The following is a 23,886-nucleotide window of genomic DNA, read 5'->3' on the forward strand; positions in this document are numbered from 1 at the left end:
AAATAATGCCACTTTGGGGAGGGATAGAAGCTGGAGGAACAAAATTTATATGTGGTGTAGGAACTAAACCTAATGATATACGTGCAGAAATTCGCATTCCAACAACCACACCACAAGAAACAATACCTCAAGTAATTGATTTTTTCCATCAGCAAGAAAAACTTGAAGGTACCTTGGAAGGTATTGGAATTGGTTCCTTTGGACCTTTAGATCCAAATCCTGCTTCTCCTACTTTCGGCTATCTCAAGCATACACCCAAACATAATTGGGTAGACTTTGATTTTGTGGGTGCAATTAGGCGCGAATTCAAGATACCAATAGGTTTTGATACCGATGTAAATGCTGCAGTTTTAGGTGAGTATCGCTGGGGAAATGCCCAAGGATTAGATACTTTCATCTATATTACTGTTGGTACCGGAATAGGTGGAGGAGGAATGGTTAATGGTAAATTAATCCATGGTCTGCTTCATCCTGAAATGGGACATATTTTTATCCCTCACAATTTAACAGAGGATCCCTTTACCGGTTGTTGTCCTTTCCACAATGACTGTTTGGAAGGATTAGCATCTGGACTTGCAATTGAAAAGCGTTGGGGTAAAAAAGCAACTTCTCTTCCACCGGAACATCCAGCTTGGCTTCTAGAAGCAAACTATTTAGCTCTTGGTTTAGTAAATTTCGTTCTCACTTTATCACCTCAGAAAATCATTATGGGAGGTGGTGTCATGAATCAAAAACAGCTTTTTCCACTTGTACGTTCTCAAGTCCAGAAACATCTTAGTAGTTACTTAAAAGTTCCAGAAATCCTCAATGAAATCGAAGATTATATCTTACCTCCAAAATTAGGTAACAAAGCTGGTCTTATGGGAGCTTTTGCTTTAGCAGAACAAGCTGCTCCCTAGTTCAATTCCCCTCCTCATATCATGTCCGGTAAAAGACTTATAATAAGGTTCGTAGTAGCGCTTTAGCGCAATAGACAAATGTTGGCGCTATTAGCGTTAGTGTGTCCGTCAGGACATAGCGCTACTACAAACATATTTTTTCATAAGTAATTAAGCGCTTATCATATCAGTTCTTCAGCTACAAGACCTGTTATCCTCAAACTCTGGAATGGGAAATTCTGCACCCTTTAAATACTCGTTGAAGTGTTTGCGAAAATAAGTCCAAGATGTTTCATTTTCGGCTGCAAGAAAACACCTGGGAGCTTTCTTATAAACAGGAAGTCGCGAAGTAATTAATTTTTGAAGTACGGGTGACATTTCTTCAAAGTCCCGAAATTTGCTAAATGCAGCGCTGTAAACAAGTTGTCCCGGGCGATCGCCCATTTTCATCCAAGGTAACCACGGTCCAAGACGAGTCCAAGTACCGGAAAATGATTCAGTTGTAGCTTTTGATGTATCTGTTGCTTCTTCCAGGGGAACAGTAAACTTAAAAAATTCTCCAGCTTGGTATAGTTTCTCGGGACTGTAATTTTTAAATTTTGGATCGTTCCCCAAAACATTGGGATAGGTAAGGGGAATATCGAGTACGAAAGTAACATTTTCACCATTGATAAAAACTGGATACTCTCCTCTCACAATATTTTGCACTGGATTATTGGCTATATGAACAACCGGTACAACTTCCTGTGTCCAAGGATTTTGCCAATTTTCTAGTATTTCATTGGTTTGGGGATCCAAGTAAAAGGTAAGCTCGCGAGATGTTAGATACCATTCTCCCCCATCATCCTGGAAACAGCGAGCAACATTCATTCCAATGATATTAAAAAGCTTTCGTTGTCTTTCCTGGGGTACAAAAGCGTAAACAGAACCTCGCCACTCTTTATATATATTCTTTCTATCAGTAGAACAATAACTACGTATCAGTTCTTCCGTCCCCAAACTTTGCAGATCGGACGTTGCAGTATTATTATTCGTTTCTTTTGAAACCCTTGCAGAAGCCGTACCTGCAGCGATAAAAATTGCTAAGAAGCAAGAAAAAGCTTTGACAAACTTCATGGAAAACTCGTAATTCTCATCAGATATACCCTGAGAAATAAAATGATTTTTATTCTCAATCCTAGAGATATTACAAAATTTATCCGTCGAGAGAAAAGTATAGCAGGATGTATTTAGCTATATTTTTGCAGGACATTTTTTGTTCGCCATTCTCTGTTCCTTTTGCAGCAGAATATACACAATTTGGGAAAAAAGAAGGAGCCAAGCGCTCCTACAAAAAAACTTAAAACTATACTGGTATTTAATCGTTTCAATGATTTATTCAAATACTAAGAGTTAAGAATATTGAGATTAACTTGTTGAAATTTAACTTCATTTAGCAAACAGTCTTTAAATATATGAGGTAGATTATTTAATCGCTGTTGTTTTTGTCTTTTTATCATTAATGAAGTAAAAAATCGATAAGGAACGGTTTCTATTAAAGTCATATCACCACGCAGAACATTGAATAACTGCGGGAGATAAGCAAAAACATCATAAACTATCAAATTTAACGTATATTTCCCATAATCCTGGTTGGGTTTTTGAAAGTTGGGGATACTGCTTGTTTTTAATGCTTTCGTATTAAACTTAATAACTCTAAACAGCCTACCTCGCTTGTCAATACGCCATTCACGAACAAATACTTGATTTGAAGAGTTAGTAATGAGGAAAGCTAATAACATCATTACCGGACTCAATACTATAATTAGGAATGAGGCAAAAATTAAATTGAAAAAGTAATCAAAAAAGCCAAAAAACCAATTTAATCGTCCCTTGTGTTTTTGATTTGCTGGCAGTTTTAAATATATGGGTTTACCTGCTTGTTCGCAAGCATCAGCCCAAAATAGAACCTCTTTTCCCCCTAATTTTGGATCTATACAAACTAGATTTACTGAAGAATGTTTTAAACACTCAACTAACCATTGTTTGCTGTGTACAGCAGGTAGATTGACTTGTTCAACTTCATCCACGGGTTTAACTAATAATTTACCCATACGCCACTTCAGCGCACAAGTGGATAAACTGTTGTTTTCGAAATAGTCTATCATGGTTACTCTATTTCAATTTTGCAGGCAGTATTTAGATTAGGGATACTGGTCCATTACTAAAGTTTGAAGAATTATGGCAAAATAACTTACCAAAATTACGCTCTCATATTTTAGATAAATTGAGTCAGTTAGCCCCCCTATATATGTCTTCATGCTCTGAGGTTAGTATTTATGTTTATTTTTACAAAAATAAATATACTTCGAACGGTAGACTCTGGAATGGGATCGAAGTTCAAAATAAAAGCTGCACTGGTTCCGACCTAAAATGCGATCGCCCTCGGAGTAATTGATATTTGAAAATATCCCAATTATGCAATTTTTTCCTATATTTCCAATTATTTACCGTATTCTCCGCCCCAACTTCCCTGATTGTCTTTGGGAGGGGAATAACAGTTCCCGTAACATCGCACTTACTTTTGATGATGGACCTCATCCCCAATACACTCCAAGACTCTTAGAAATTCTCGAATATCACAAAATCCCTGCAAGCTTTTTTTTATTGGGAGCGTGTGTCGAACGTTCACCACATATTGTTAAAAAAATTCATGCTTCGGGTCATTGGATTGGTTTACATGGCTATACTCATCATAATTTTCCATTCCTTTCAGAAACAGAACTTCAGCAAAGTCTAGAAAAAACTCAGACTGCAATTTCTAGTGCTTGTGGATTGCGATCGCAACAAATACGAGATGTTCGTCCACCTAACGGTTTTTTTACACCTAAGACTCTAAAACTACTACAAAAGTGGAATTACCGACCGGTGATGTGGAGCGTGGTACCGGAAGATTGGGTTAGACCTGGAGTTCTGACTGTGACACAAAGAGTTTTAAAATTAGTCAAGCAAGGCTCAACGATCGTTTTACATGATGGGTTTTGTGGAGGAGAGGATGTTGCAGAAATAGCGAATACCTTAATTCCTCAATTATTAGAAAGGGAATATAATTTCGTCACAATTGATGCTTTATGGGAGGAAAAAATAAAAAAGGTTAAACGCGATCGATAGATGTATTTACCTATTTGTATATGTAGATATTCGTATAGATGGAGAAATTCAGCTCTAGAACTAATTTCTAAAGCCTTCTAGAATTTCTCTACACCCGAAATTTGGATCGATAACTTAGATTAATTATTGCTACACTACTTCGAATTTCGCTACATTATAGTGTTTCGGAAAAATCCTCGCGCAATTTCTTTTTTTAATCCCAAACACGTTTACCGTTTTCGTCTGTGCGCGCTTGTCTGATGACGTCTGAAATCTCCTCTGCATCTTTGACGTGATGCAAGGCTTCTTTATCACCTTCTGTATCTTCCACAACGAAATATGTCGGAACAGTCACATGGTCTCCAGTGATATCCGGTGCATCCACTGCTACCTGCTTTGCTTTTTGATCTAGATTCTTCGATCCATCAATACGATCGCCAGGATTTATGGGTAAATCATTTCCTTTACTGTCTATTTCCTGCTGCTGTTGTTGTTTTTGCTCTGGAGCAACTTCCTCTGGATTAAGTGGTTGTTTATCTTCTAATTGACGATTTTCTAAAGTTAAATTTTGGTTGTTATTCATAGGTTTAATACTTAGACTATGTTTGTTTCGATCTAAGATTAATCCTAAAAAAACATATTGAATATTCTCTCTATCAAATGGCAAAGATAAATAAAATAGTTTTATACCATAAGTTATACTGCGATCTATTTCTAGTCCTTTTCTATTTCTAGTCCCTTACTTCGCCAAGCAGACATATCTCCTTGTAGGTGTAAGATTTTTTTAAAGCCTGCTTGTTTAAGGGTATGTTCTGCAATTTTAGCTCTAAAACCTCGTTCGCAATAAACTATAATTTGCTTTTTTGCTGAGGATTTGATTCCATGTAAACGAGATGGTAGTTCTCGATATTCAATATTTATTGCTCCTGGAATATGACCTTCTGAATATTCTTTTGCTGTGCGTACATCTAAAATTATTGGTACTGCATTTGTGTTAATGACTTGAGCTAATTCAATTGGAGAGATTTGTTTAGTTTCTGGAAGTATCTCACTACAAGCAACAGTAGTTTTATAAAGACTCAACCCTAAAAATATTATGACCGACCACCTGAATATATTCTGATGTAATCTCATTCAATTAAAATTATCTTTCAATCTTATTTTTCATCTTTACTTTTTTATATTTTAAGACACGCTGTAAGATATCATAATAACGGTCAGTTCTTGTAAATATCCTTGCTTATAGTCCGGTCATCACTTGCGCTTTGTCTAACAAAGTAAGTAAAATCTTAGATTCAATCGGTACAGTCAACTTTTTATCCCCATGGGTTATTAGTATTTCAACCATACCTGCCAATTTATCTGTAATGGTAAACAATATGAACTTATAGATATAAACTTTTAAATAGTGATGGGTGACTCCACATAAATATTAGGTTCTTGCATCTCAAACTCTATTCCATAATCTTTTAACTGTAAAGAGACTTTTTCATTTGCTATCTCTAATAAGCGTTTTCGTAATTCAATAGAATTTTCACTAGATCCTAAAATGAAAAATGTTACTCTTGCTCTAGATTCTTTAGTTTCTGAGCTATGACTTATAAAAATACTAGTACTACCTGGATCGATTCCAGTAATTGCATCGGTGCTTTCCTGAATAACTTGTTTTACTAAAGCCTGTTCTTTATCTATTAACTGTTTATTAAAGTCGAGATAGAGTAAAACCATTACTTTTTTACCACGAGTAATATTTTCAATCTCTAAATTAGCTAATGTGGAATTAGGAACGATAATCAAAGTACCTTTTGCAGCAGTTCTAATTTTACTAGAACGTAGTCCAATTGACTCCACTCGACCAAATAAACCTTCCGATAACTGACTAGAAGAAGGTATACGGATATATTCACCAGGAATGAAAGGTCTATCTAAGTAAAGTACTAAAGTACCCAATAATTGCTCTAGTGTTTTCTGTGCTGCAAAAGCAACTGCTAAACCCCCAATTCCCAAACCAGTTAGAGGAGCAATTAAATTCATTTTTCTCATTCCAGCAAATGCAAAAGCAGCAATAACACCAATTGTGATGTTAACTACTGTTTCTGCAATTACTACTAAGTCATCAATCTCATAACCTAGTTTACGTAAAAAATGAATACCATAAACTCTAAGAAATTGACTCCATAAACGTGAAAATAACCAAGCTATAATGATAACAATTCCTAAATCCATCAAAACACGAAAAAAATCATAGAATGCTTCATCAGAAAGTAAAAAGTCTAACCAATAAGAAATTGAGATGAAAGCAACTACAATCTTAATTAAGCCACTAATTGGATCTACCGATTTTTCATAGACATCCATAATTTGTGATGTCGCAAAACGAGAGATGAAAAACTTTATAATTGCAGGAACATATCTTGCAAGTATTAAAGAAATGATAGCTAAACCCAAAAAAATTAATATATTATTAACACCCTGACCTTCTAAGAAAGATATTATATCTTCTATATATTTCATGTTTACCCCTTAAATTGTAATAGGTGCATCAACATAAATTGTTGAGTCATCTAGTCTAAACTCTATACCATACTCTTTTAGCTTGGTGTCAATCTTTTGCTTAGCTTTATCGAGCAATTGACGCCGTAATTCCATTGATTCTTCACCAGAAGAACCTAAGATAAAAAATGTTATTTGAGCTTGATTAGTACTTTTAAATGCAATATCGGTATTACGTGAATCTAGACCGAAAATATCGCTAGTACTTGCCAAAATTACTTGTCGAATTAATGCTTGTTCTTGTGATTGAATTTCTCGGTCAAAGTTTAAATTGATAACTGACATTACTTTTTTCGCTTCCGTATAATTCTCAATATTCATTTGGGTTAAAGAACTATTAGGAACAATTAATACTGTACCTTTTCCGGAAGTTCTTATTTTAGTAGAACGCCAACCAATTGATTCAACTCTGCCAAAAATACCATCAGATAAACCAATGTAGTCATCTATTTTAAACGGTTGATCTAGATATAAGACAACTCCACCAAGAAATTGTTCCAAAGTTTTTTGAGCCGCAAAAGCAATAGCTAAACCACCAATTCCCAAACTTGCTAATAAGCCAAGTATATTAAATTGATGTAGCTGTGCAAAAATTATTATCCCAAATACAATAATTGCTAAGTTAACAATTACTTTCCCTGTTATAATTAGCTCGCTATTAGCCTGTTTACCACTGTTAACAGCTATATCCAAAAGATACACATCTAGAAACTTTTCAGTTATTTTAGAAGCAAGCCAACAACTTATAACTGTTAAGATAAAACTAATAAATAACTCAATTATCGGGTAATTTTTAGCGACTGAGATTGATTTAATGATTATTTCTATAAAAATTATTCCGCTAAAAATAGCTATTAACTTATTATAGGGAGTTACAACTTTTTGAATAGTTTCACTTATATTCGGAGAAACAAAACTGGCTATGAGAAAATAAAACAGCGGTAATATGAATTGCGAAACTATAGCTACCACAATAGTAGATAAACCTAATAAAATTATAATTGTTGTACTACGATCTAATATTGAAATATCAAATAATAAATCTGCCATGAAATTTTTCCTATTACTGAATATTAATATTCATCAAGTCAAGCACATGGGTATATAACAGATTTCTTCACACCTGTAACTTTCAGAGTATTTATTTGAACAATGAATTAATTGCTTAAAATCTATATTTACTTATTACTATTACACCAATAGTAATATTTTTATCTGTTATCTAAATCACAGGCTTTATAAATAAAAAAATTAAACAACTATAAGAATCATATGAGTGGTATCTATTACCAATAAAAAGCCTGATTCTTTTTAGAACCAGGCTGGTATTTATACAAAATTACTATTATCGAAATACAAGACTTAATGACTTAATAACTTAATTCAAGATAATGTTTTGCAAATATCAAAGAGATTAACTTCCTATGTTAACCTTGACTGCTTTATTTTTGTCTTCGGTCATTTTAGGTAATGTCAGACTCAAAATACCATTTCTATAATTAGCGGTTACCTTAGTATTTTGAATTTTCACTGGTAAGGGAATTACACGGTGGAATTTACCGTAGTGCAATTCACTTTTAGTATGACCGTGTTTCTTACTTTCTGTTTCTGCTTTACGTTCTCCATTAATAGAAACTGATTTTTCTGTTGCTTCAATATCCAGATCTTCGACTTTCATTCCTGGAATTTCTAATCTAAGATAAAATGCACTATCAGTTTCAATTAATTCGGCAGCAGGAACCTTAGTAAAATTATTTACATCATTTGACTCTGTTGAGACCAAGTCATCAAGTAAGCTGTGGAAATGATGTTCTGGATGTAAATGATGTAAACGATGTTCTATATCGTCAATCTTTCTCCAAGGGTTAAAGTGAACTAATGACATACAGTTCTCCCTCAACTTACTAGAATTTTTTCACAAATTCAGTGTTCTACTGATTGCTTTGATTCCTATATTAAATGAGGATTTAAGGTAATGTATACTCGGTTCTCTCGCTGATTAGTTAATGATTACCGAACATTAATTGCAACCTTAAATGTAATTGTCAAAATCAAAAAAATAAAAATCAAAAAAATAAAAATCAAAACAATCTTTAAAACAAACTGAAAATATTAGGGTTAACTGTTATCTCTCTAATACCGTCAACTCTATTTATATTGAAATTATTTTAAAACGACAACACCCGATATTCTACTTCCTTGATGATTTCCTCTTATTCATCAATGTTTAGGTTTGTACTGAATTTATAACTTTAACCTGAAAGTAAAGCACTTTAACCTAGAAGTGAAGCAAAAATTCAGTTACATTACCCCCTTCGCCACTTTGAAGAAATCTAAGTTTTCGCTTTGGGTGGGTGTTGTTGTTCGTTCGGTGGACAGATAGTAAAACAGCTCTTTTACCTCTTAACTAAGACAATTCAACTAAACTACTTTGGCTGCTATATCTGCCGGAGAAGCTATTTCAGCTTTGATAATCAATCTATCACTATCAGCAAATTGGTGATTTACATCGCAAATAATCTTCACTTTTCTTGTTTTTTCTTCTCGTTTTTGAGGAGCGAAATTTGTCCATTCATTCCCAAATTCACCTTTACTGTATAGGTTTTAATAACCAAAGTCGCATAACCGCACCTGTATGGACGGACACCACTACAGTTACAAAGATTAAATCTGCTTAACATTTCGTTACCATAGAAACATCGAGAGAATTAAAAACCTCTCAAGGCTGAAATACAATGTAAAAGCCATGAATAATACAATTCGTGTTGGTAATCTCTTTGGAATCCCTTTTTATATCAACCCATCCTGGTTTTTAGTTTTAGGTTTAGTGACTTGGAGCTATGGTGGTGGACTGATGGCGCAATTTCCCCAGCTTGGCGGGGGAGTGGCTCTAATATTAGGTTTAATAACAGCATTATTAGTATTTAGTTCTGTTGTCGCTCACGAGTTAGGACACAGCTTTGTAGCTATTAGTCAGGGAATTAATGTTAAATCAATTACATTATTTATATTTGGTGGATTAGCAAGTTTAGAAAAAGAGTCTGAAACTCCTGCTGGAGCCTTTTGGGTTGCGATCGCTGGTCCTTTAGTTAGCTTACTCCTGTTTGGAACCCTTACAGCTATTGGTATAACAACTAATCCATCGGGACCATTGGCTGCAATTCTTGGTCTTTTAGCATCAGTTAACTTGGCATTAGCGCTATTTAATTTGATTCCAGGTTTACCATTAGATGGCGGTAATATACTCAAAGCAATTGTTTGGAAAGTTACTGGTAATCCTTACAAAGGTGTGACTTTTGCAAGTCGAGTTGGACAAGTATTTGGTTGGTTAGCGATCGCATCCGGTCTAGTTCCTCTATTGTTATCCGGTAGTTTTGCTAACATCTGGAACTTATTGATAGGCTTCTTTTTACTTCAAAATGCTGGTAATGCAGCTCAATTTGCTTCAATACAGGAAAAGCTTACTGGTCTAACTGCTGAAGATGCTGTAACGAATAATAGCCCAATTGTTTCGGATAATCTTAGCTTACGAGAATTTGCAGACGAACAAATTTTAAGTCAAAAAGATTGGCGTAGGTTTTTGGTAACGGACGATAGCGGACAATTGTTAGGTTCAATATCGATTGACAGTTTACGAAATATTCCTACTGAATTATGGTCAGAAACTCGAGTAGTAGAAGTCATGCGACCAATTGAAGAATCTACAATTGTGCGTTCGGGTCAACCGTTATTGGAGGTTATTCAATTACTCGAACAACAAAAGTTATCCGCACTTGCTGTAACTCGCGACAATGGAGCATTGGTTGGAATTTTAGAGAAAGCAGCCGTTATCAATCTACTGCAAAACAGAGTAAAAGCTAATCCTGCATAATTCTCTGGAATTTTCTGAACAATTGATTTTCTTTAATAGAAATATCCAAAATAAACCCGTTTTCGTAGTGCGAGAGTTGAGCTATAGAACGGGGTTATTTTCATTTATAGCGGATTGCAAGTAAGTGAGGTACAGCCAAAAAGCTAGAAATTATATGTAAAGCAGCTTTCACTCCTGACTCCTGCCTCCTGACTCCTGACTTCTGCTATGATTATTTCTATTTAGAATATGTAATCTTTTCTAACTGCTGCCAATTTTTCACAATAATCTTACCTCCTCGCTGATAAGTAACAACTTGATTTATTTTTTTGAACAAGCGCACGCACTCTTCATAAGTAATACCAATGCTTCGAGCTATTTGATAATAGGGAAGGTTAATATTTAAACAATCCCCTTGAACTGTGGTGTGAGTTCCATCGCGATGAGCGTAATATTGAATCACGCGTACCAGACGCACGATCGCTCGCTCCGAAATTAGTCCATGTACGGTGTTGTGGAGCTGTTGTAGACGTTGATTAAAAACAGAAAGTATGCGCAAAGCTATTTCTGGATGATGGCGAATTACTTCTAATAATGCTTCTTTTTCTACTGTCAATACTTGTGAGTCTACCTGAGCGATCACTGTAGCGGGTGAAATTCCATCGCCAAAAATAGCCGGAGCTGCAAAAATTTCTCCTGGGGGAATCAAACGTACTAATGTTTCTTTCCCATTGGTAGCAGTTTTTTTAATTTGTAATATTCCCGTACTTAGAGCGTGAAGTTGAGGTGGAAGGCGATCGCCCTCATGTACGATAATTTCATTGCGCTGATAATCTCGAATGCAACTATGAGGTACAAGATACTCTAATTGAGCGGTTTCTAAGTCTAGAAAGACCGAAATTTTGGCGATCTGTTCAATTGAAGAGTGACCTCTGATTAGCATCTGTTGAAAAATCAAACAATAAAGTAAAAAAGAATTTAGGACAGACCGCGCTTACAGCGTTAGCATAGCGGGGTGTAAGCACAGCAGGAGTCAGGAGTCAGGAGTCAGGAGTCAGGAGTCAGGAGTCAGGAGTCAGGAGTTAGGAGTCAGGAGTCAGGAGTCAGGAGTTAGGAGTCAGGAGTCAGGAGTCAGGAGTCAGGAGTCAGGAGTCAGAATTCAGGAGATAGAATTTGAACCTGCATCATACCTAAATTTTACCTTTTAAGCTGTACCTCACTTACTTCCAATCTGCGATATCTATTGACTTAAGGTAGAAAAACTCAAATACTATTTGTGATTTTGAAAGAAAATTTGATCGGTTTCGCTCCATATTTATGAGCTAGCTCAGAGACACAGTAAAAATTTAGTGAGAAAGTGAATATAACTTCAAATGTAAGGGTGTGAAATTTCCTTATATCTTTAGTTGATATCTGTAGTGGAGATGAAATAAGCCTTCATCTTCTTTATCTCGAACTATTCTCGATTTTTTGTTTGTATAGATACATTTAGGAATCAAATATATGACTAACACTATTAATTCTCCCAGTACTTACTTTACAACAACCCTCAAAGATACAATTGAATATTCCCAAACCAAGACAATTAGCAAAGTTTTGTTTAAAGATAACAACACTCAATACACTCTACTTTGTTTAGCTAAAGGTAGAGAAATTAAAGAACATACTTCAACTCGCAACGCAACAATTACAGCGATCGAGGGACTAGGAATTCTTACCTTAGAAGGTAGAGAAATTATCTTGACCCCAGGTGTGTTTATATTTCTACCAGCTAATACCATCCACGCGGTACGAGCTACAGAAAATCTTTCCTTTATGCTTACCCTTTCAGAACATCTCCAAGCAAAAAGTGGTGTCAGCCAAAAAACCGTTGATATCGTTAAGTCTACTGCTCCGATGCTCAAAAAACGCGGTAAACAAATTACTACGCGGATGTATGAAATCATGTTTCACAACCATCCAGAAGTGAAAAAACAGTTTGATATGTCCGCACAAGCTAATGGTTCTCAACCAGCAAAACTTGCAAATGCAGTTTATGGTTATGCTAGTCACATCGATAATCTTGAAGCATTAAAGTCCACTGTGGAAACAATAGCCCACCGTCATGTCAAAACTCATGTTCAACCCGAACAATATGCCATTGTAGGAGAAAGTTTATTACAAGCAATGAAAGATGTATTGGGGGATGCTGCAACTGATGAGGTGATGACAGCATGGACAGAAGCTTATGAAATATTAGCTGAGGTTTTTATTAAAAGAGAACAGCAAATTTATTCATCATCACCTGCAGTTTTGTAAAATTACTCGTCAATGTCGCGACTATTGACTGTTCATAAACCCAGTTTAAACTGTATTTGAACTTGATTTCCGTTCATGTTTTGCTAGCACAGTGTTTATTTGCTTCAATAAAACTTCTACAGTAGAAGAATTATCTAAGACTACATCTGCATTTTTTACTTTTTCTTCTAAGGGTATTTGACTGCTAATTCTGGCTTTAGCTTGTTCTAATGTAAGATTATTTCGTTGCATCAACCTTGGTAATTGCTGTTCTTCATTGCAATATACAACCCAAATTTCTGTTACCATATCGGTCATTTCAGCTTCGAATAGTAACGGTACAACTAAAACTAATGTTTCCGAGGTTGATTCTTCAATACCTTGAATAAATCTTTGCTGGACATAGGGGTGAATTAAATTTTCTAGCCATAAACGTTCTGTTGGACCGTTAAAAATAATTTCCCCGAGTTTGTGACGGTTGAGGTTTCCATCATCAAGCAAAATTTCTGTTCCATAACGTCCTACGATTTGTTGAAAAATTGGCGAACCTGTTGCGACAGCTTCTCTTGCATAAATGTCTGCATCCAAAACTGGTAAATTATAGGTTTTCTCTAAATAGTTCGCTACAGTAGTTTTTCCTGTTGCGATACCTCCGGTTAAGCCAATAATTCTTTTGTTCATCCTTGTGTTGTCAGTTAACAGTTATCAGTTATCAGTTATCAGTTATCAGTTATCAGTTATCAGTTACCAGTTATCAGTTACCAGTTATCAGTTATCAGCTATCAGTTACCAGTTACCAGTTATCAGTTACCAGTTAATGCGCTGTCGTGCACGCTAGAGTAGAGCCTGCGGCGTCGGCGTTAGCCTCTAGCTGCGCTACCTACGGATCCGCTAACAGTTTATGGCTAACGCCACGCCCTTACGGGCTACAGTTATCAGTTATCATTTACTCCTTACTTATTACTTATTACTTGTTACTCATTACTCCTTACTCAAAGTTTTCACACCGATAAAGTTGATAGGGTACTCCAATACGGTAATGTTGTTTGGGATCTATGGTGCAAGGAATTTGTGAGGACAAGTTGGTTTGCTGGGGATAGTCGCGACGTCTAAGACCTGGCGCAATTACCCACAAATTTACCTGTGATTCCTTTGGTGGAGGTAACTCAGCTAGTTTTTGCCAAACTGCTTGAAATCCCTGTTTTTGAGAAAAAAATGCAAACTTATCGGCTGTTGAATATTTTTTAGTGGGTAAATTTTCTTTTCCCAAGCGATCTACTTGTAAATTTCCTTTTACTAAACCTCCTGCTGTTAAATCTTTTGTTATAAAATCTCTTGTTGTTAAAGTTGAATCACTCGATACATAAGTAATTTTTGATTTTTTTTGTTCTTTTTCTGCATCTAGGGCTAGAGCAAAACTTAATCCTAGCGCGACATCTTGGTTATCTCTATACCCCATGACTACTATTGATGGTATTGATACTTCTCGATCTATACTTTGAGCGAATTCACTGGGAAGAAAGGGTTTTTTAAAGGCAAAGTTATTAATTACGAATAATGAGCTTATGACTCCAATTAGTAAAACTAAATATCTTGTCAGCGCTACAGAATTTATTTTATTTACAAAACTTCTCAGCTTGTTGAATTGAAATTTATTAAATTTAAACTTGTTGAATTTTTTATTTTTACTGGTATTTTGATTTTTATTTAAGTTTCTAGTCGCGCATAAGCTAGCAGATATCAGGGCGCAAAAACTGGGAAAGTAAATAAAGTTGTAACGGGGTATTGCTGTGATATCTTTGCCCAAAATATATGCGATCGCAAAAAATTCTAAAATAATAAATATTGAATAACTTAAAAGTGTAACTGCTGAAAAATAGGTTTTAGGTGCAGATAATAACTGTTTTAAACCCCGGAAAACTTGCAAACTTACCCAAACACCAAATAAAAGCATTAATACACCGCAGGCGATCGCTATTGGTAAAGGTTGATTTTCTACTGGTAATACAATTAACATTACCAGCCATCCTGCCAGGGTTTGATAAATTGGAGCAATATGGACGGGAGCATGGAGCCAGCTAGTATCTGCACTAGTAAAATGTTTGGTAATAATTGGTAGCCAAGGTAAAAAACTTAAACTAGTTGCACCAATTGACAAAACTAACGCCAGTAAAATTTTACGTTGAGGAAGAATATTACCTTGTTGTTCCTGTGGTTTTTTAGGATATATTAATTTTCCATACATTAAGACAATAAAAGTCGCAATTTGGGCAATGAACGCCAAAATACAAAAATAGTGGACATAAAACCCAATGCTGTTAACAATTGTCCATCCCAACCAGACTGAAAATTTTATCTGATTCCGTTCGATGATATCCCGTTGAATTTTTATCAACCCCAACAGTGATATTGAAATCAACAGCATTGGTAAGGTGTAATGTCTTGCTTCTTGGGAAAGGTAAACTCCAAAAGGTGAAACAGCCATCAAAGCAGCAGCCATTAAGCCAGCTTGAGTAGAAAAAGCAATTCTATTGACAGCATAGATTGGTATAACTGTAAGCACGCCAAATATGGCTGGGAGGTAACGTAATTGTGTGACTAAATCTTGCTCCTTAGGAGAAACCCAACTTAGCCACTGATACATTCCACAAAAAAATAATGGGGGATGGGTAGATTGATTGGAAAGATTTTCGGCAATTTGAGAACAGCTTCTCCCTGTTTCTAAACTCAAAAAATTTCGCCAATTCTCCAAAGGTAGTGCTACATCTAAAGGTAAATCTTGATAGTTTTTACCTAAACTGAAGATGGCTGTAATAACTTCATCCATCCATAAAGGCTTTAAATCCAGGTGCCAAAATCGTAAAATTGCAGCAAGTAAAACTAAAAAAGTTAAACTTAAGTAATGTAGGAAATATTTTGATTTTAAATTTGTCATTATTGATTTATAAACTCATTTATTAGATTAAGTCTGATGTCTGTTTTAAAGTATCCGTAAAGGTTGTAAGATTTTTGTTCTTTCCAAAACCCCTTGACAAAATAGATTTTTATTAAACTCTATTGATATAAACTGATTGAATAACAAAATTTGTTATTACAAATACATACTAATTAAGTGTCAAATGTACCCACCATTTTCTAGCGAGGAATGAGAAATTAATAACGAACAATATGGCAGCTCAAATCTCAAATTTCAAGGTTAAAGTTTAAAGTTGAATCTATGTCAGACGCTAATTTTACTGATACAGTGCCGACTGAGCCTCTAGATACAGAATTATCTGCGAGAGAAAACCTTGCTTCTCCCAGGGAACAAGCCATTAATAATATTCGTAATAGTTTGCGTCACGGGCAACAGCAAATGGTAGATTGGCAAGGTGGACCTTTAGCTGTTTCGGCTGTTCCTGGTGCTGGTAAATCTACCGGAATGGCTGCAGCCGCAGCTATTGCGATCGCGCGTCAGTATCAGCGTTCTAACAGTTCTCGCCCCAATGTTCGCCGACAGTTGGTGGTGGTGACCTTTACTCGTTCCGCTGCTGCCAATATTAAAGCTAAAATTCGTAAATATCTCCGCGACGATTTATCTCTACCCCAAACAGGTTTTGTCGTCCATACTTTGCACGGTTTAGCCCTCAACATTGCTAGTCGTCACCCCAATTTATCTGGATTAGAACTAGACCGTCTTACTTTAATTACTCCCAACCAAGGACACCGTTTAATTCGCACTTCTGTGGAGCATTGGATTACTAATAACCAATCTCAATATTACCGTTTAGTTGAAGGGATGCAATTTGACGGTGAGGAAACCGAAAGATTGCGTCGTCAGTCAGTAATCCGAACGGAGGTTTTACCGGATTTGGCGAGTACGGTGATTCATGAAGCAAAAAGTTCTGGATTGTCGCCAGAAGATTTACAAATTTTAAGCAGACAAACTCAAGATGAATATGGAATTTTAAGTATAGCTTCTGGGTTATACGACCAATATGAAACCCTGATGCGCGATCGCGAATTTATTGATTATGACGACATGATTTTAGCAGCGTTACGGGTATTAGATAATCCCAGCGCCCGCAGAATCGAACAAAATCAAGTTTTCGCCGTATTTGAAGACGAAGCTCAAGACTCCTCACCTCTGCAAACCCAGTTATTGCAGATTTTGGCGACGGAGGGATTGGGGACTGGGGACTGGCGATTGGGGACTGGGAGTGGAGAGCAGGGAGACGAGGAGCAGGGAGCAGGGAGCAGGGGACAAACAATTATTACCCAATCCCAAATCCCTAATGGTACGCGGAGCGTGCGCTCCGAACGCCAATCCCTAATTAACCTGGTAAGGGTAGGGGATCCCAACCAAGCAATTAACTCAACTTTTACCCCTGCAGATCCAATTTATTTCCGCGAGTTTTGCCAAGAATGTCAGGCTAAAAACCGACTGGCGACGATGGATCGAGCGGGACGGAGTACTAGTATAGTGATTGAAGCGGCTAACTTTGCTTTGCAGTGGGTCAATTCACTTTACAGTAGTCAAAATAAAAAAGCGAAACAACAACGTCTGCAAGCAGAAAGTCTAGCTACAGCAAAACTTCCATTTCGCGATCAAAATATTCATCTTGTAGAACCAGAGGATCCTCAACCCAATGCAAATCCTCAAGCGATCGGTCAAGGTTTAGAACTACATAAGCCTCGAGATATTCACCATACTGTAGAATTGATTTCTCAACGCATAATTGAGTTGTTTAGTGAAGATGAAAGCGATACAATAACCGGCGCAATTTTAGTTAGGGAAAACCGTCAAGGACGATGGCTTGGTGAAGTACTCAAACCGATTTGCAAAGAACATGGAATTAACCTGTATGATGTCAGCGAGCAGGAACGTCATTCCCATGTCCCCGAAGAAATTTTAGCCATACTTAACTTTTGCGATCGCCCCCATTCCCCGGACTACCTAAAAGCTGCATTGGCGGTAATGGTACAACGTCGCATTATTGAAACCCAAGACCTTAACGCCCTTGCATCCTTACCAGAGGACTTTTTGTATCCCGGACCCCTCGCTCCACCGCAAACAGAACCGGTGCAAAAAGCGGCTCAAATATGTCGAAGTTTACTCCGCGCTCGGTTAGAATTACCGGTTTATCACCTGATTTCCTTTATTGGTTTAACTTTAAACTACGAACAAGCCGAACTCGCTACTGCAGACAAATTAGCTGAACGCATTGCAATCCAAATCGCCGGTAATCTTTCCTTGGGGGAAATGTTGCGAGTATTAAGCGAAATAGTCAGTTCCGAACGTTTTGAACCAGTTGATACAGAAGATTCAGAAGCCCGGTATACCCGTCCCGGTCAATTGACCATCATTACCATGCATAAAGCCAAAGGGCTGGACTGGGATTATGTATTTATGCCGTTTCTGCACGAAAATTTAATACCAGGGAGATTTTGGGTTCCTCCCCAAAGGCAATTTTTGGGTAGCTTTACTTTATCAGAGGTTGCTCGCGCCCAAATTCGTGCGGCGTTACATGACGAACCCCGTTTACCCAATGTTACCGAAGCTTGGGAACAAGCAAAATATCTCAAAATTGCTGAAGAATATCGTTTGCTTTATGTGGCGATGACTCGGGCGAAACGTTTGTTGTGGATGTCTGCAGCGAAAGAGGCTCCTTTTACTTGGAGTAAGCCGGATAATTTGCAGAAGCAGGCTGTTTGTCCGGTGTTTCCGGCTTTGACGCGGGAATTTGGGGAGTATGTGGTTGATTGAAGTGGGAAATTTTTATGAAGGAGTGTCATCTTCTGTGGGAATTTTCGCCGTTGCATAATAGAGGGATGAATTGATCTCTTCTACTGTGCATTATCTATACTGCAAGTCTAGAAAAATTAGAAAAAACGGCAAACACCGAAGTAGACAAAGTTACATTTATGTGGTTTGCAATTATGCTATTTTAAATCAGTGGATATGCTTAAATGCATGTCTAATTTGTACTTTGTAGTTACGAGTACAAAGAGATCCTAGTGCTCAGCTAATTCATCCTGCATTTATGCAACGCCATAAAAATATAAAGTTGAGGAATATATGAGTTCACCTACTGCTGCAGATATAACTAAGGTTCAGAATAACCTGAAAAATATGCAGGAGCTAAATGATTATGTTCATAATTATGGTCAGGATAAGATCACAAACGCTTATCTCCTCTTATCTGAACATGATAAGAGTGACCCAGGCCTCAAAATCGTGTTAAGCATTATGAAAGGTGCTTTCGGGAAGATTGGCTCATCAATCGCAGGCCCTGTTGGTTCTATCGTCGGAAATTTTCTTGCTGGATTAATCTCCTCATGGTACGATAAACCGCCTGCCGATATAAAAGGCTCCTTTGCAAGCTATGTTAATCGCTTTTCAAAAACATGCATCGCAGTAGATACTCAACTGGCAGCTTATCATGCCAATGTTGTCGGTAACTGGGAGAAAAGCTTTACCTTTGAAGGCTCTACCACCACTCTTTCTGAGTTGGCAACAATAGCATTTCCGGACAAAACGGATCCTAAATTCTTGGATTTGGCTAAGGCTGTTTTATTGGGTTTAGACAGAAATCTTTGGCAACAAATGTTAGATACCTATAAGGTCATCACATTCTGGCAAGACGACCCCATGCACCCCTTGGTCATAAAAGGCGACAAAAGCACCCCTCCTACAAAGTGGGTTCAAAGTTTCTATGCCAAAAACCCTGCATACTACTGCATCTGGGGCTGGCACGAAGGGTCAGGATGTACAGATTATTCAGGCTGGATAATCAAAGAATACAGCCTGGGTACTGAAGCGCAACTATACAAGGACAACTCGCTGAATATTGACGCTTGCAAATACCTATTTAAGGACAGTACTCCTGGTGTGGTCATCAATCCAGATGGTTTGTTTACAAGAGAGGAGGTCTTTAATAGCTTAAACATCAAAGAAGAAACGTACAAGCTCAACTCGGGTAGTGGTTATCTTCCCAACCCCAGTAGTCGTATCCCAGCGATTGTTGATATGGCGACGACACCGACTCTTTCCAAAAGTTATCTCCGAGCGCACAAAGAGGGGAAATCCTTAAGTAAGCTGATTGAAACAGAAGGTCGTGAAAAAGTACAGCAAAAAATTATCGCCAAAGCTGCTTCAGACTCAGTCTTTGCCCATAATCTCTCAGTCCGTCCCTATCAGACTCTGGAAGAATTTCTTGGCGTTAAAATTCCGGAAGTACTTGATCTGAAGATTGTGGTTGAAGGAGGTAAAACTTTTGGGTTGGTTATTCCTGAACCGGATTATTCCAAAGTATAAGCTAGAGGAGATTTCTATGTAGTCTCTATAGAGAGGTTTGTCGAGTAGAGCAAATGATCTCGATCTTCGTTCTCGTGGTGCGATTAAGCTGACTGTAGGCTGGGCTTTGTTGCCTCAAGCCAGCAAGCGCAAGCATTTGTGATGCCCAACAACTCAATGGAGCGGATGCTACGAGGAGCGCACCACGTTTTCTTATTAAAGAACGCGCCACCTACCAATCTTTTAGACAGCATTATTTCGGTGAATTATGCACCGTACTCTCAAGTCTTTTCACGGGCTTGTGGATCGTTCATCAAGGCGACATTGGCACAACTGCTCAGGATACTTGTTTCATCATTAGGGCGATTATCGCTTTTTGGTTTATTGATAGCATTGCTAGCATTGATTACAATATAAGTACAAAGTTAAACAAAAATCTATGGCCAGCTTAACTATTCGCAATCTAGAAGAAGCAATAAAAGAACTATTGCGTATTCGTGCTGCACATCATGGTCATTCGATAGAAGAAGAATTACGGCAAATTTTACCTAATACTTTACTAAAAGATACTTAACTGTCAGAAAATCTTGCTGAATCAATTCAAAAACGATTTGCTCAACCAGGTGGAGTTGACGATCTACCTGCTTATCCTCGCGAAACAATGTGCAAACCTCCTCAATTTGAGCAGTCAATTGAGTCTAGCGATTAATCCCAATAATCTTAATCCCCTACTTGTTATTTTCAGCTTTTAATTCTGCCTTCAATTCCTGCACTCGTTCCAAAGTCAAACCTGTAACTTTTACAACCATATCTACTGATATACCTTCGCACAACAAATTAAGTGCTACTTTTTCTAATGCTTTTCGTTCCCAGCTTGTAACAATTTCCATATATTTCTCCTTCTGCTCTAATCCCATTGTACTTATTGCAGCTTTAAAGGTTTTTTCCTCTGCTTCATTTAAATTTAAATAAGTATCAATAAAACCAGATATTAATTGCATGCGTGCCGGGTCTAATCTTAAAGTAGTTAACAACCGCAAACATTCTGCTTTAACTTGTGGACGCTCCTCCGGTGAAATATTCATCTTTGCCATTAGTGCAGCAGCAACAGGATTTTGTTGGGTTAAATAATCTCGCCAACTAATTTTATTCAATTGAATTGCTGCAAATTCAAACCTGAGTACATCCAAATTAGGAAATTGAATGCTATGCGTTTTTGGTTCTGCTCTTAGTGGTTCATCAAATGAGAAGATAACAACAGGATAAATTGGCAAATCATATTTTTCATAAAGTCTGGCGAAGTATTTAAACATTCGTTTGGCAAAATCTTGTTGTGAATAAGATTGAGCTTCGACATGAATTAAAAAGTAAGTTTCTTTCTCCTGATATTTGACTTTTGCGAGTAAATCTATGAGTTTCTTTTCTCCAGCAGTCACATCGGATAAAACTTCTTCTGGTAAAAATTGAATAGAATCTCGATCTATATCTAAAGCTATAGCAGGAATAAAAAGTTCGATAAATTCAATGAAAAATGTAGAAATTAACTCTTTAAATAAGCGGTCATGGTCGATAGGCATAGTTACTTTGAATAGTAATTTTGGTCATCCTATCATTAGATTTTGTTATTAGAGAATAAAGTATTTTGGTAGAAGTTAACTGGATGTCGAATTACATAAATTTTGCGTAAGCCCTAATATAGTTTTACTAAAAGATTACGAAATTAATATTGAAGAGATCGGGGAAAAACCCAATGATAACTAGTAAGTATCAAATATAACATATTGTTATAAACATTAGCTACAGGGATCAAGTGTAGTATGACAAAAAAAAGAGATTTTCTAACACTTGTCACTAATTTAGCTTTAGTATTGCTTAACTCTGTAAAGAGAATTCCTACATGGCAGACGTTACTGAAGCTAGGATGGCGTATTTTCTCTATTACTCTCTGGGCTATTTTAATTCTCATTGTCCTGTCTTCTTTTGGAAGGCACTTTGCATTTGGAAATACCCTTGCTGCACCCGTAGCTAACACTACTGGAGTAGCTAGTAAATTTACTATTGCGGCAACTCAAACAGATAAGCTTACGGTAGAACTAGATGCTGCCTTAGTGGCAGCTCGCAAAGCAGCTTTAACGGCTGCTTCAGATGAGCTAGATACCTGGATTAATGGCTTGATGAGTCGAGTTGATTCAAGTCAGGATGTTGATTTCCTGGATTGGTATTTTGGATACTGGACCCAGAAAAAATTTGGTTTAGATGGAACTTTACAAACTGGGAAGCGAGTTCTAAGTAAAAATTCTCCAACTGCTAAAGAGAAAATTCAGAAAGAGGTTCTTGAGGAATTTACAAATCGTGTTCTTCAACCTGAACTTGCAAAGCTTGAATTAAAAACTATTTCAAGGGACATTTCACAAATTTATACTAGTGAACTGCAGCGAAACTTTGAGAAAATTCGTATTAAATACAACATCCCCAAAGTAGACTGGAACGAGTATTTGCAAGGTGTTACAGTCCTTGTGACTAACGTTGAGGGAAAACAAGTTCCATTGCAACTAAAAGCTTTTACCATTGGAAGCTTAGGAAGTGGGGCATTATTAACGAAAGCAACAGTAGTGTTATTTGAAAAAATGACAGGGAAAATAGCAACTAAAGCCCTTGTAAGTACAAGCTTTTTAGGTAAAACAGGGGGGTTAGTTGGTGGAGAGTTTCTAGGTCCTTTAGCAACTATGGCTATTATTGCTTGGGATGTTGTGGACGTGCACAATACAGAAGTTAAGTACCGACCCATTCTGAAACAGAATATCGAAGGTTACTTCAGTTTAATGAAGAAAGATATTTTGAATAACGAGCAGAGTGGGATTCAGAAGGTAATTTTAGATATTGAGAAAAGTGTGAGAAAGGGAATGAGTGGCTCTCGCTTACCGTCTCTGAACTGGGGCTAATAATCGGTCTCACTGTAGCAATGTTTATCAATTTAAGAAGTGTATTAGACTATAAGGAGAACCAATACCTACGGTACGCTTCTGCTAACTGCTTAGCTGCGATAAGCGCAAACTACGTGCATGCAATCGCGAACGGTTTGAGAATCAATTTCGTTAACAAATTTTTCCTTACTATCAGTAATCTTATTGCTTTAAATTTAACCGTCGTAGCTGAAGTTTAACCAGATGGAATAATATTTGCAGCCAGGAGTATTGCAAAGTGCTTCTTTTCTTGTAATAAATTCCCAAAAAAATATTCTTACCATAATTTCTTACTCGTAGGGGCGCACCGAAGTGCGCCCTATTGAGTAGTAGATTTTTACTTAAATTCCTTAGAGTATCCAAGATTTGCTCCTTTGAGTCTAGCTATTAATCCCGATAATCTTAATCCCCTACTTGTTATTTTCAGCTTTTAATTCTGCCTTCAATTCCTGCACTCTTTCTAGCGTCAAACCTGTAACTTTTACAACTGTTTCTACTGATAAATCTTCGCGCAACGAATTAAGTGCTGCTTGTTCTAATGCTTTGTTAGCACCTTGTTTTTCCCAACTTGTAACAATTTCCATATATTTCTCCTTCTGCTCTAATCTCATTGTACTTATTGCTGCTTTAAAGGTTTTTTAGAGTTAATAATCTTGGTGAAATATGGGCATACTGAAATGGATAGATATATTAAAAACACTATGGGATTTCGTTTTAGGAAAAAGATAAAGCTGTTTGTTGCCCGGTTTATCTGTCAATTTATCCAAATCAGAAATTTCAACGACTATAAAGGCTGGTCCAATTAGTTGGAATTCCACTCAAAATACTTCAGTAAATCTGCCTGGTCCATTTTCTTATCAATCAGCTTCTAAAAAAAGTAAAGGATACTCATTAAAATATTCGTAACTTATTGTTTATGACAGACGATGATCATAATTCTAGCCACACCCGGTTTCTACT

21 protein-coding genes are annotated in these 23,886 nt (G+C 36.9%); 9 read left to right on the forward strand and 12 right to left on the reverse strand.

The genetic code is table 11. The annotated features are described in order from the left end of the window. Positions 1 to 5 precede the first annotated feature (5 nt). Positions 6 to 899 (forward strand): ROK family protein, encoded by an 894-nt coding sequence (locus tag BC008_RS21580; RefSeq protein WP_027844660.1) that lies wholly within the window; start codon positions 6 to 8, stop codon positions 897 to 899. Between the two features lie 174 nt (positions 900 to 1,073). Here the strand turns inward: BC008_RS21580 and BC008_RS21585 are convergent, their stop codons facing one another. Both BC008_RS21585 and hepC read right to left on the reverse strand, forming a co-directional pair. After that, positions 1,074 to 1,994 carry a DUF1838 domain-containing protein gene (locus tag BC008_RS21585; protein ID WP_058183783.1) on the reverse strand — a complete coding sequence of 307 codons (921 nt, stop codon included), beginning with the start codon at positions 1,992 to 1,994 and terminating at the stop codon, positions 1,074 to 1,076. Positions 1,995 to 2,263: 269 nt separating this feature from the next. Beyond that, positions 2,264 to 3,025, reverse strand: a complete 762-nt coding sequence (gene hepC, locus BC008_RS21590; RefSeq protein WP_082650584.1) for a heterocyst development glycosyltransferase HepC — start codon at positions 3,023 to 3,025, stop codon at positions 2,264 to 2,266. Positions 3,026 to 3,335: 310 nt separating this feature from the next. Between hepC and BC008_RS21595 the strand changes: the two genes are divergently transcribed. Next, on the forward strand, positions 3,336 to 4,028 hold the full coding sequence (locus BC008_RS21595) for a polysaccharide deacetylase family protein (RefSeq protein WP_027844662.1): 693 nt from the start codon (positions 3,336 to 3,338) through the stop codon (positions 4,026 to 4,028). A 193-nt stretch (positions 4,029 to 4,221) separates the two neighbouring features. Here the strand turns inward: BC008_RS21595 and BC008_RS21600 are convergent, their stop codons facing one another. From BC008_RS21600 to BC008_RS21620, 5 genes are all read right to left on the reverse strand, one after another. Then, positions 4,222 to 4,590, reverse strand: coding sequence for a hypothetical protein (locus tag BC008_RS21600; RefSeq protein WP_036266521.1), 369 nt, complete (start codon positions 4,588 to 4,590; stop codon positions 4,222 to 4,224). 131 nt (positions 4,591 to 4,721) lie between these two features. Further along, positions 4,722 to 5,141, reverse strand: coding sequence for a rhodanese-like domain-containing protein (locus BC008_RS21605; RefSeq protein WP_036266525.1), 420 nt, complete (start codon positions 5,139 to 5,141; stop codon positions 4,722 to 4,724). 267 nt (positions 5,142 to 5,408) lie between these two features. Further along, positions 5,409 to 6,521: a mechanosensitive ion channel family protein gene (locus BC008_RS21610; protein ID WP_027844664.1), complete on the reverse strand. Its 1,113-nt coding sequence runs from the start codon at positions 6,519 to 6,521 to the stop codon at positions 5,409 to 5,411. A 9-nt stretch (positions 6,522 to 6,530) separates the two neighbouring features. Then, positions 6,531 to 7,610: a mechanosensitive ion channel family protein gene (locus BC008_RS21615; protein ID WP_027844665.1), complete on the reverse strand. Its 1,080-nt coding sequence runs from the start codon at positions 7,608 to 7,610 to the stop codon at positions 6,531 to 6,533. 364 nt (positions 7,611 to 7,974) lie between these two features. After that, positions 7,975 to 8,445 (reverse strand): Hsp20/alpha crystallin family protein, encoded by a 471-nt coding sequence (locus BC008_RS21620; RefSeq protein ID WP_027844666.1) that lies wholly within the window; start codon positions 8,443 to 8,445, stop codon positions 7,975 to 7,977. 861 nt (positions 8,446 to 9,306) lie between these two features. On the opposite strand from BC008_RS21620, the gene BC008_RS21625 reads away from it, so the two are divergent. Then, positions 9,307 to 10,431, forward strand: coding sequence for a site-2 protease family protein (locus BC008_RS21625; protein WP_027844667.1), 1,125 nt, complete (start codon positions 9,307 to 9,309; stop codon positions 10,429 to 10,431). Between the two features lie 217 nt (positions 10,432 to 10,648). Here the strand turns inward: BC008_RS21625 and BC008_RS21630 are convergent, their stop codons facing one another. Beyond that, positions 10,649 to 11,353, reverse strand: a complete 705-nt coding sequence (locus tag BC008_RS21630; protein ID WP_027844668.1) for a Crp/Fnr family transcriptional regulator — start codon at positions 11,351 to 11,353, stop codon at positions 10,649 to 10,651. Positions 11,354 to 11,913: 560 nt separating this feature from the next. Here BC008_RS21630 and BC008_RS51465 point away from each other — a divergent pair. After that, complete coding sequence (locus BC008_RS51465; protein WP_027846982.1) at positions 11,914 to 12,708, forward strand: globin domain-containing protein; 795 nt, start codon at positions 11,914 to 11,916, stop codon at positions 12,706 to 12,708. Positions 12,709 to 12,753: 45 nt separating this feature from the next. On the opposite strand, the gene coaE is transcribed toward BC008_RS51465, so the two are convergent. Further along, positions 12,754 to 13,368: a dephospho-CoA kinase gene (gene coaE / locus BC008_RS21640; RefSeq protein ID WP_027846983.1), complete on the reverse strand. Its 615-nt coding sequence runs from the start codon at positions 13,366 to 13,368 to the stop codon at positions 12,754 to 12,756. 307 nt (positions 13,369 to 13,675) lie between these two features. Continuing rightward, complete coding sequence (locus tag BC008_RS21645) at positions 13,676 to 15,622, reverse strand: glycosyltransferase family 39 protein (protein WP_027846099.1); 1,947 nt, start codon at positions 15,620 to 15,622, stop codon at positions 13,676 to 13,678. Positions 15,623 to 15,904: 282 nt separating this feature from the next. Between BC008_RS21645 and BC008_RS21650 the strand changes: the two genes are divergently transcribed. From BC008_RS21650 to BC008_RS52150, 3 genes are all read left to right on the forward strand, one after another. Next, positions 15,905 to 18,433, forward strand: coding sequence for an ATP-dependent helicase (locus tag BC008_RS21650; RefSeq protein ID WP_027846098.1), 2,529 nt, complete (start codon positions 15,905 to 15,907; stop codon positions 18,431 to 18,433). 312 nt (positions 18,434 to 18,745) lie between these two features. Next, the gene (locus BC008_RS21655; RefSeq protein ID WP_027846097.1) at positions 18,746 to 19,984 is read left to right on the forward strand and encodes a hypothetical protein; all 1,239 of its coding nucleotides are present in this window, start codon (positions 18,746 to 18,748) and stop codon (positions 19,982 to 19,984) included. A gap of 418 nt (positions 19,985 to 20,402) precedes the next feature. Continuing rightward, positions 20,403 to 20,537 carry a FitA-like ribbon-helix-helix domain-containing protein gene (locus tag BC008_RS52150; protein ID WP_268768235.1) on the forward strand — a complete coding sequence of 45 codons (135 nt, stop codon included), beginning with the start codon at positions 20,403 to 20,405 and terminating at the stop codon, positions 20,535 to 20,537. A 154-nt stretch (positions 20,538 to 20,691) separates the two neighbouring features. Here the strand turns inward: BC008_RS52150 and BC008_RS21665 are convergent, their stop codons facing one another. Then, a complete protein-coding gene (locus BC008_RS21665; RefSeq protein ID WP_058183786.1) occupies positions 20,692 to 21,540 on the reverse strand; it encodes an Rpn family recombination-promoting nuclease/putative transposase in 849 nt (282 codons plus the stop codon). A 240-nt stretch (positions 21,541 to 21,780) separates the two neighbouring features. Here BC008_RS21665 and BC008_RS21670 point away from each other — a divergent pair, with 240 nt between their 5' ends. Next, on the forward strand, positions 21,781 to 22,905 hold the full coding sequence (locus BC008_RS21670; protein WP_027846905.1) for a hypothetical protein: 1,125 nt from the start codon (positions 21,781 to 21,783) through the stop codon (positions 22,903 to 22,905). A gap of 431 nt (positions 22,906 to 23,336) precedes the next feature. Here the strand turns inward: BC008_RS21670 and BC008_RS49605 are convergent, their stop codons facing one another. Next, a complete protein-coding gene (locus BC008_RS49605; protein WP_161938134.1) occupies positions 23,337 to 23,510 on the reverse strand; it encodes a hypothetical protein in 174 nt (57 codons plus the stop codon). Positions 23,511 to 23,664: 154 nt separating this feature from the next. On the opposite strand from BC008_RS49605, the gene BC008_RS52755 reads away from it, so the two are divergent. Then, entirely contained in the window at positions 23,665 to 23,832 is a 168-nt protein-coding gene (locus tag BC008_RS52755) for a DUF4236 domain-containing protein (RefSeq protein WP_407657066.1), read from the forward strand. Positions 23,833 to 23,886: the final 54 nt, after the last annotated feature.

It is taken from the genome of Mastigocoleus testarum BC008 (assembly GCF_001456025.1).
Lineage (GTDB): Bacteria > Cyanobacteriota > Cyanobacteriia > Cyanobacteriales > Nostocaceae > Mastigocoleus > Mastigocoleus testarum.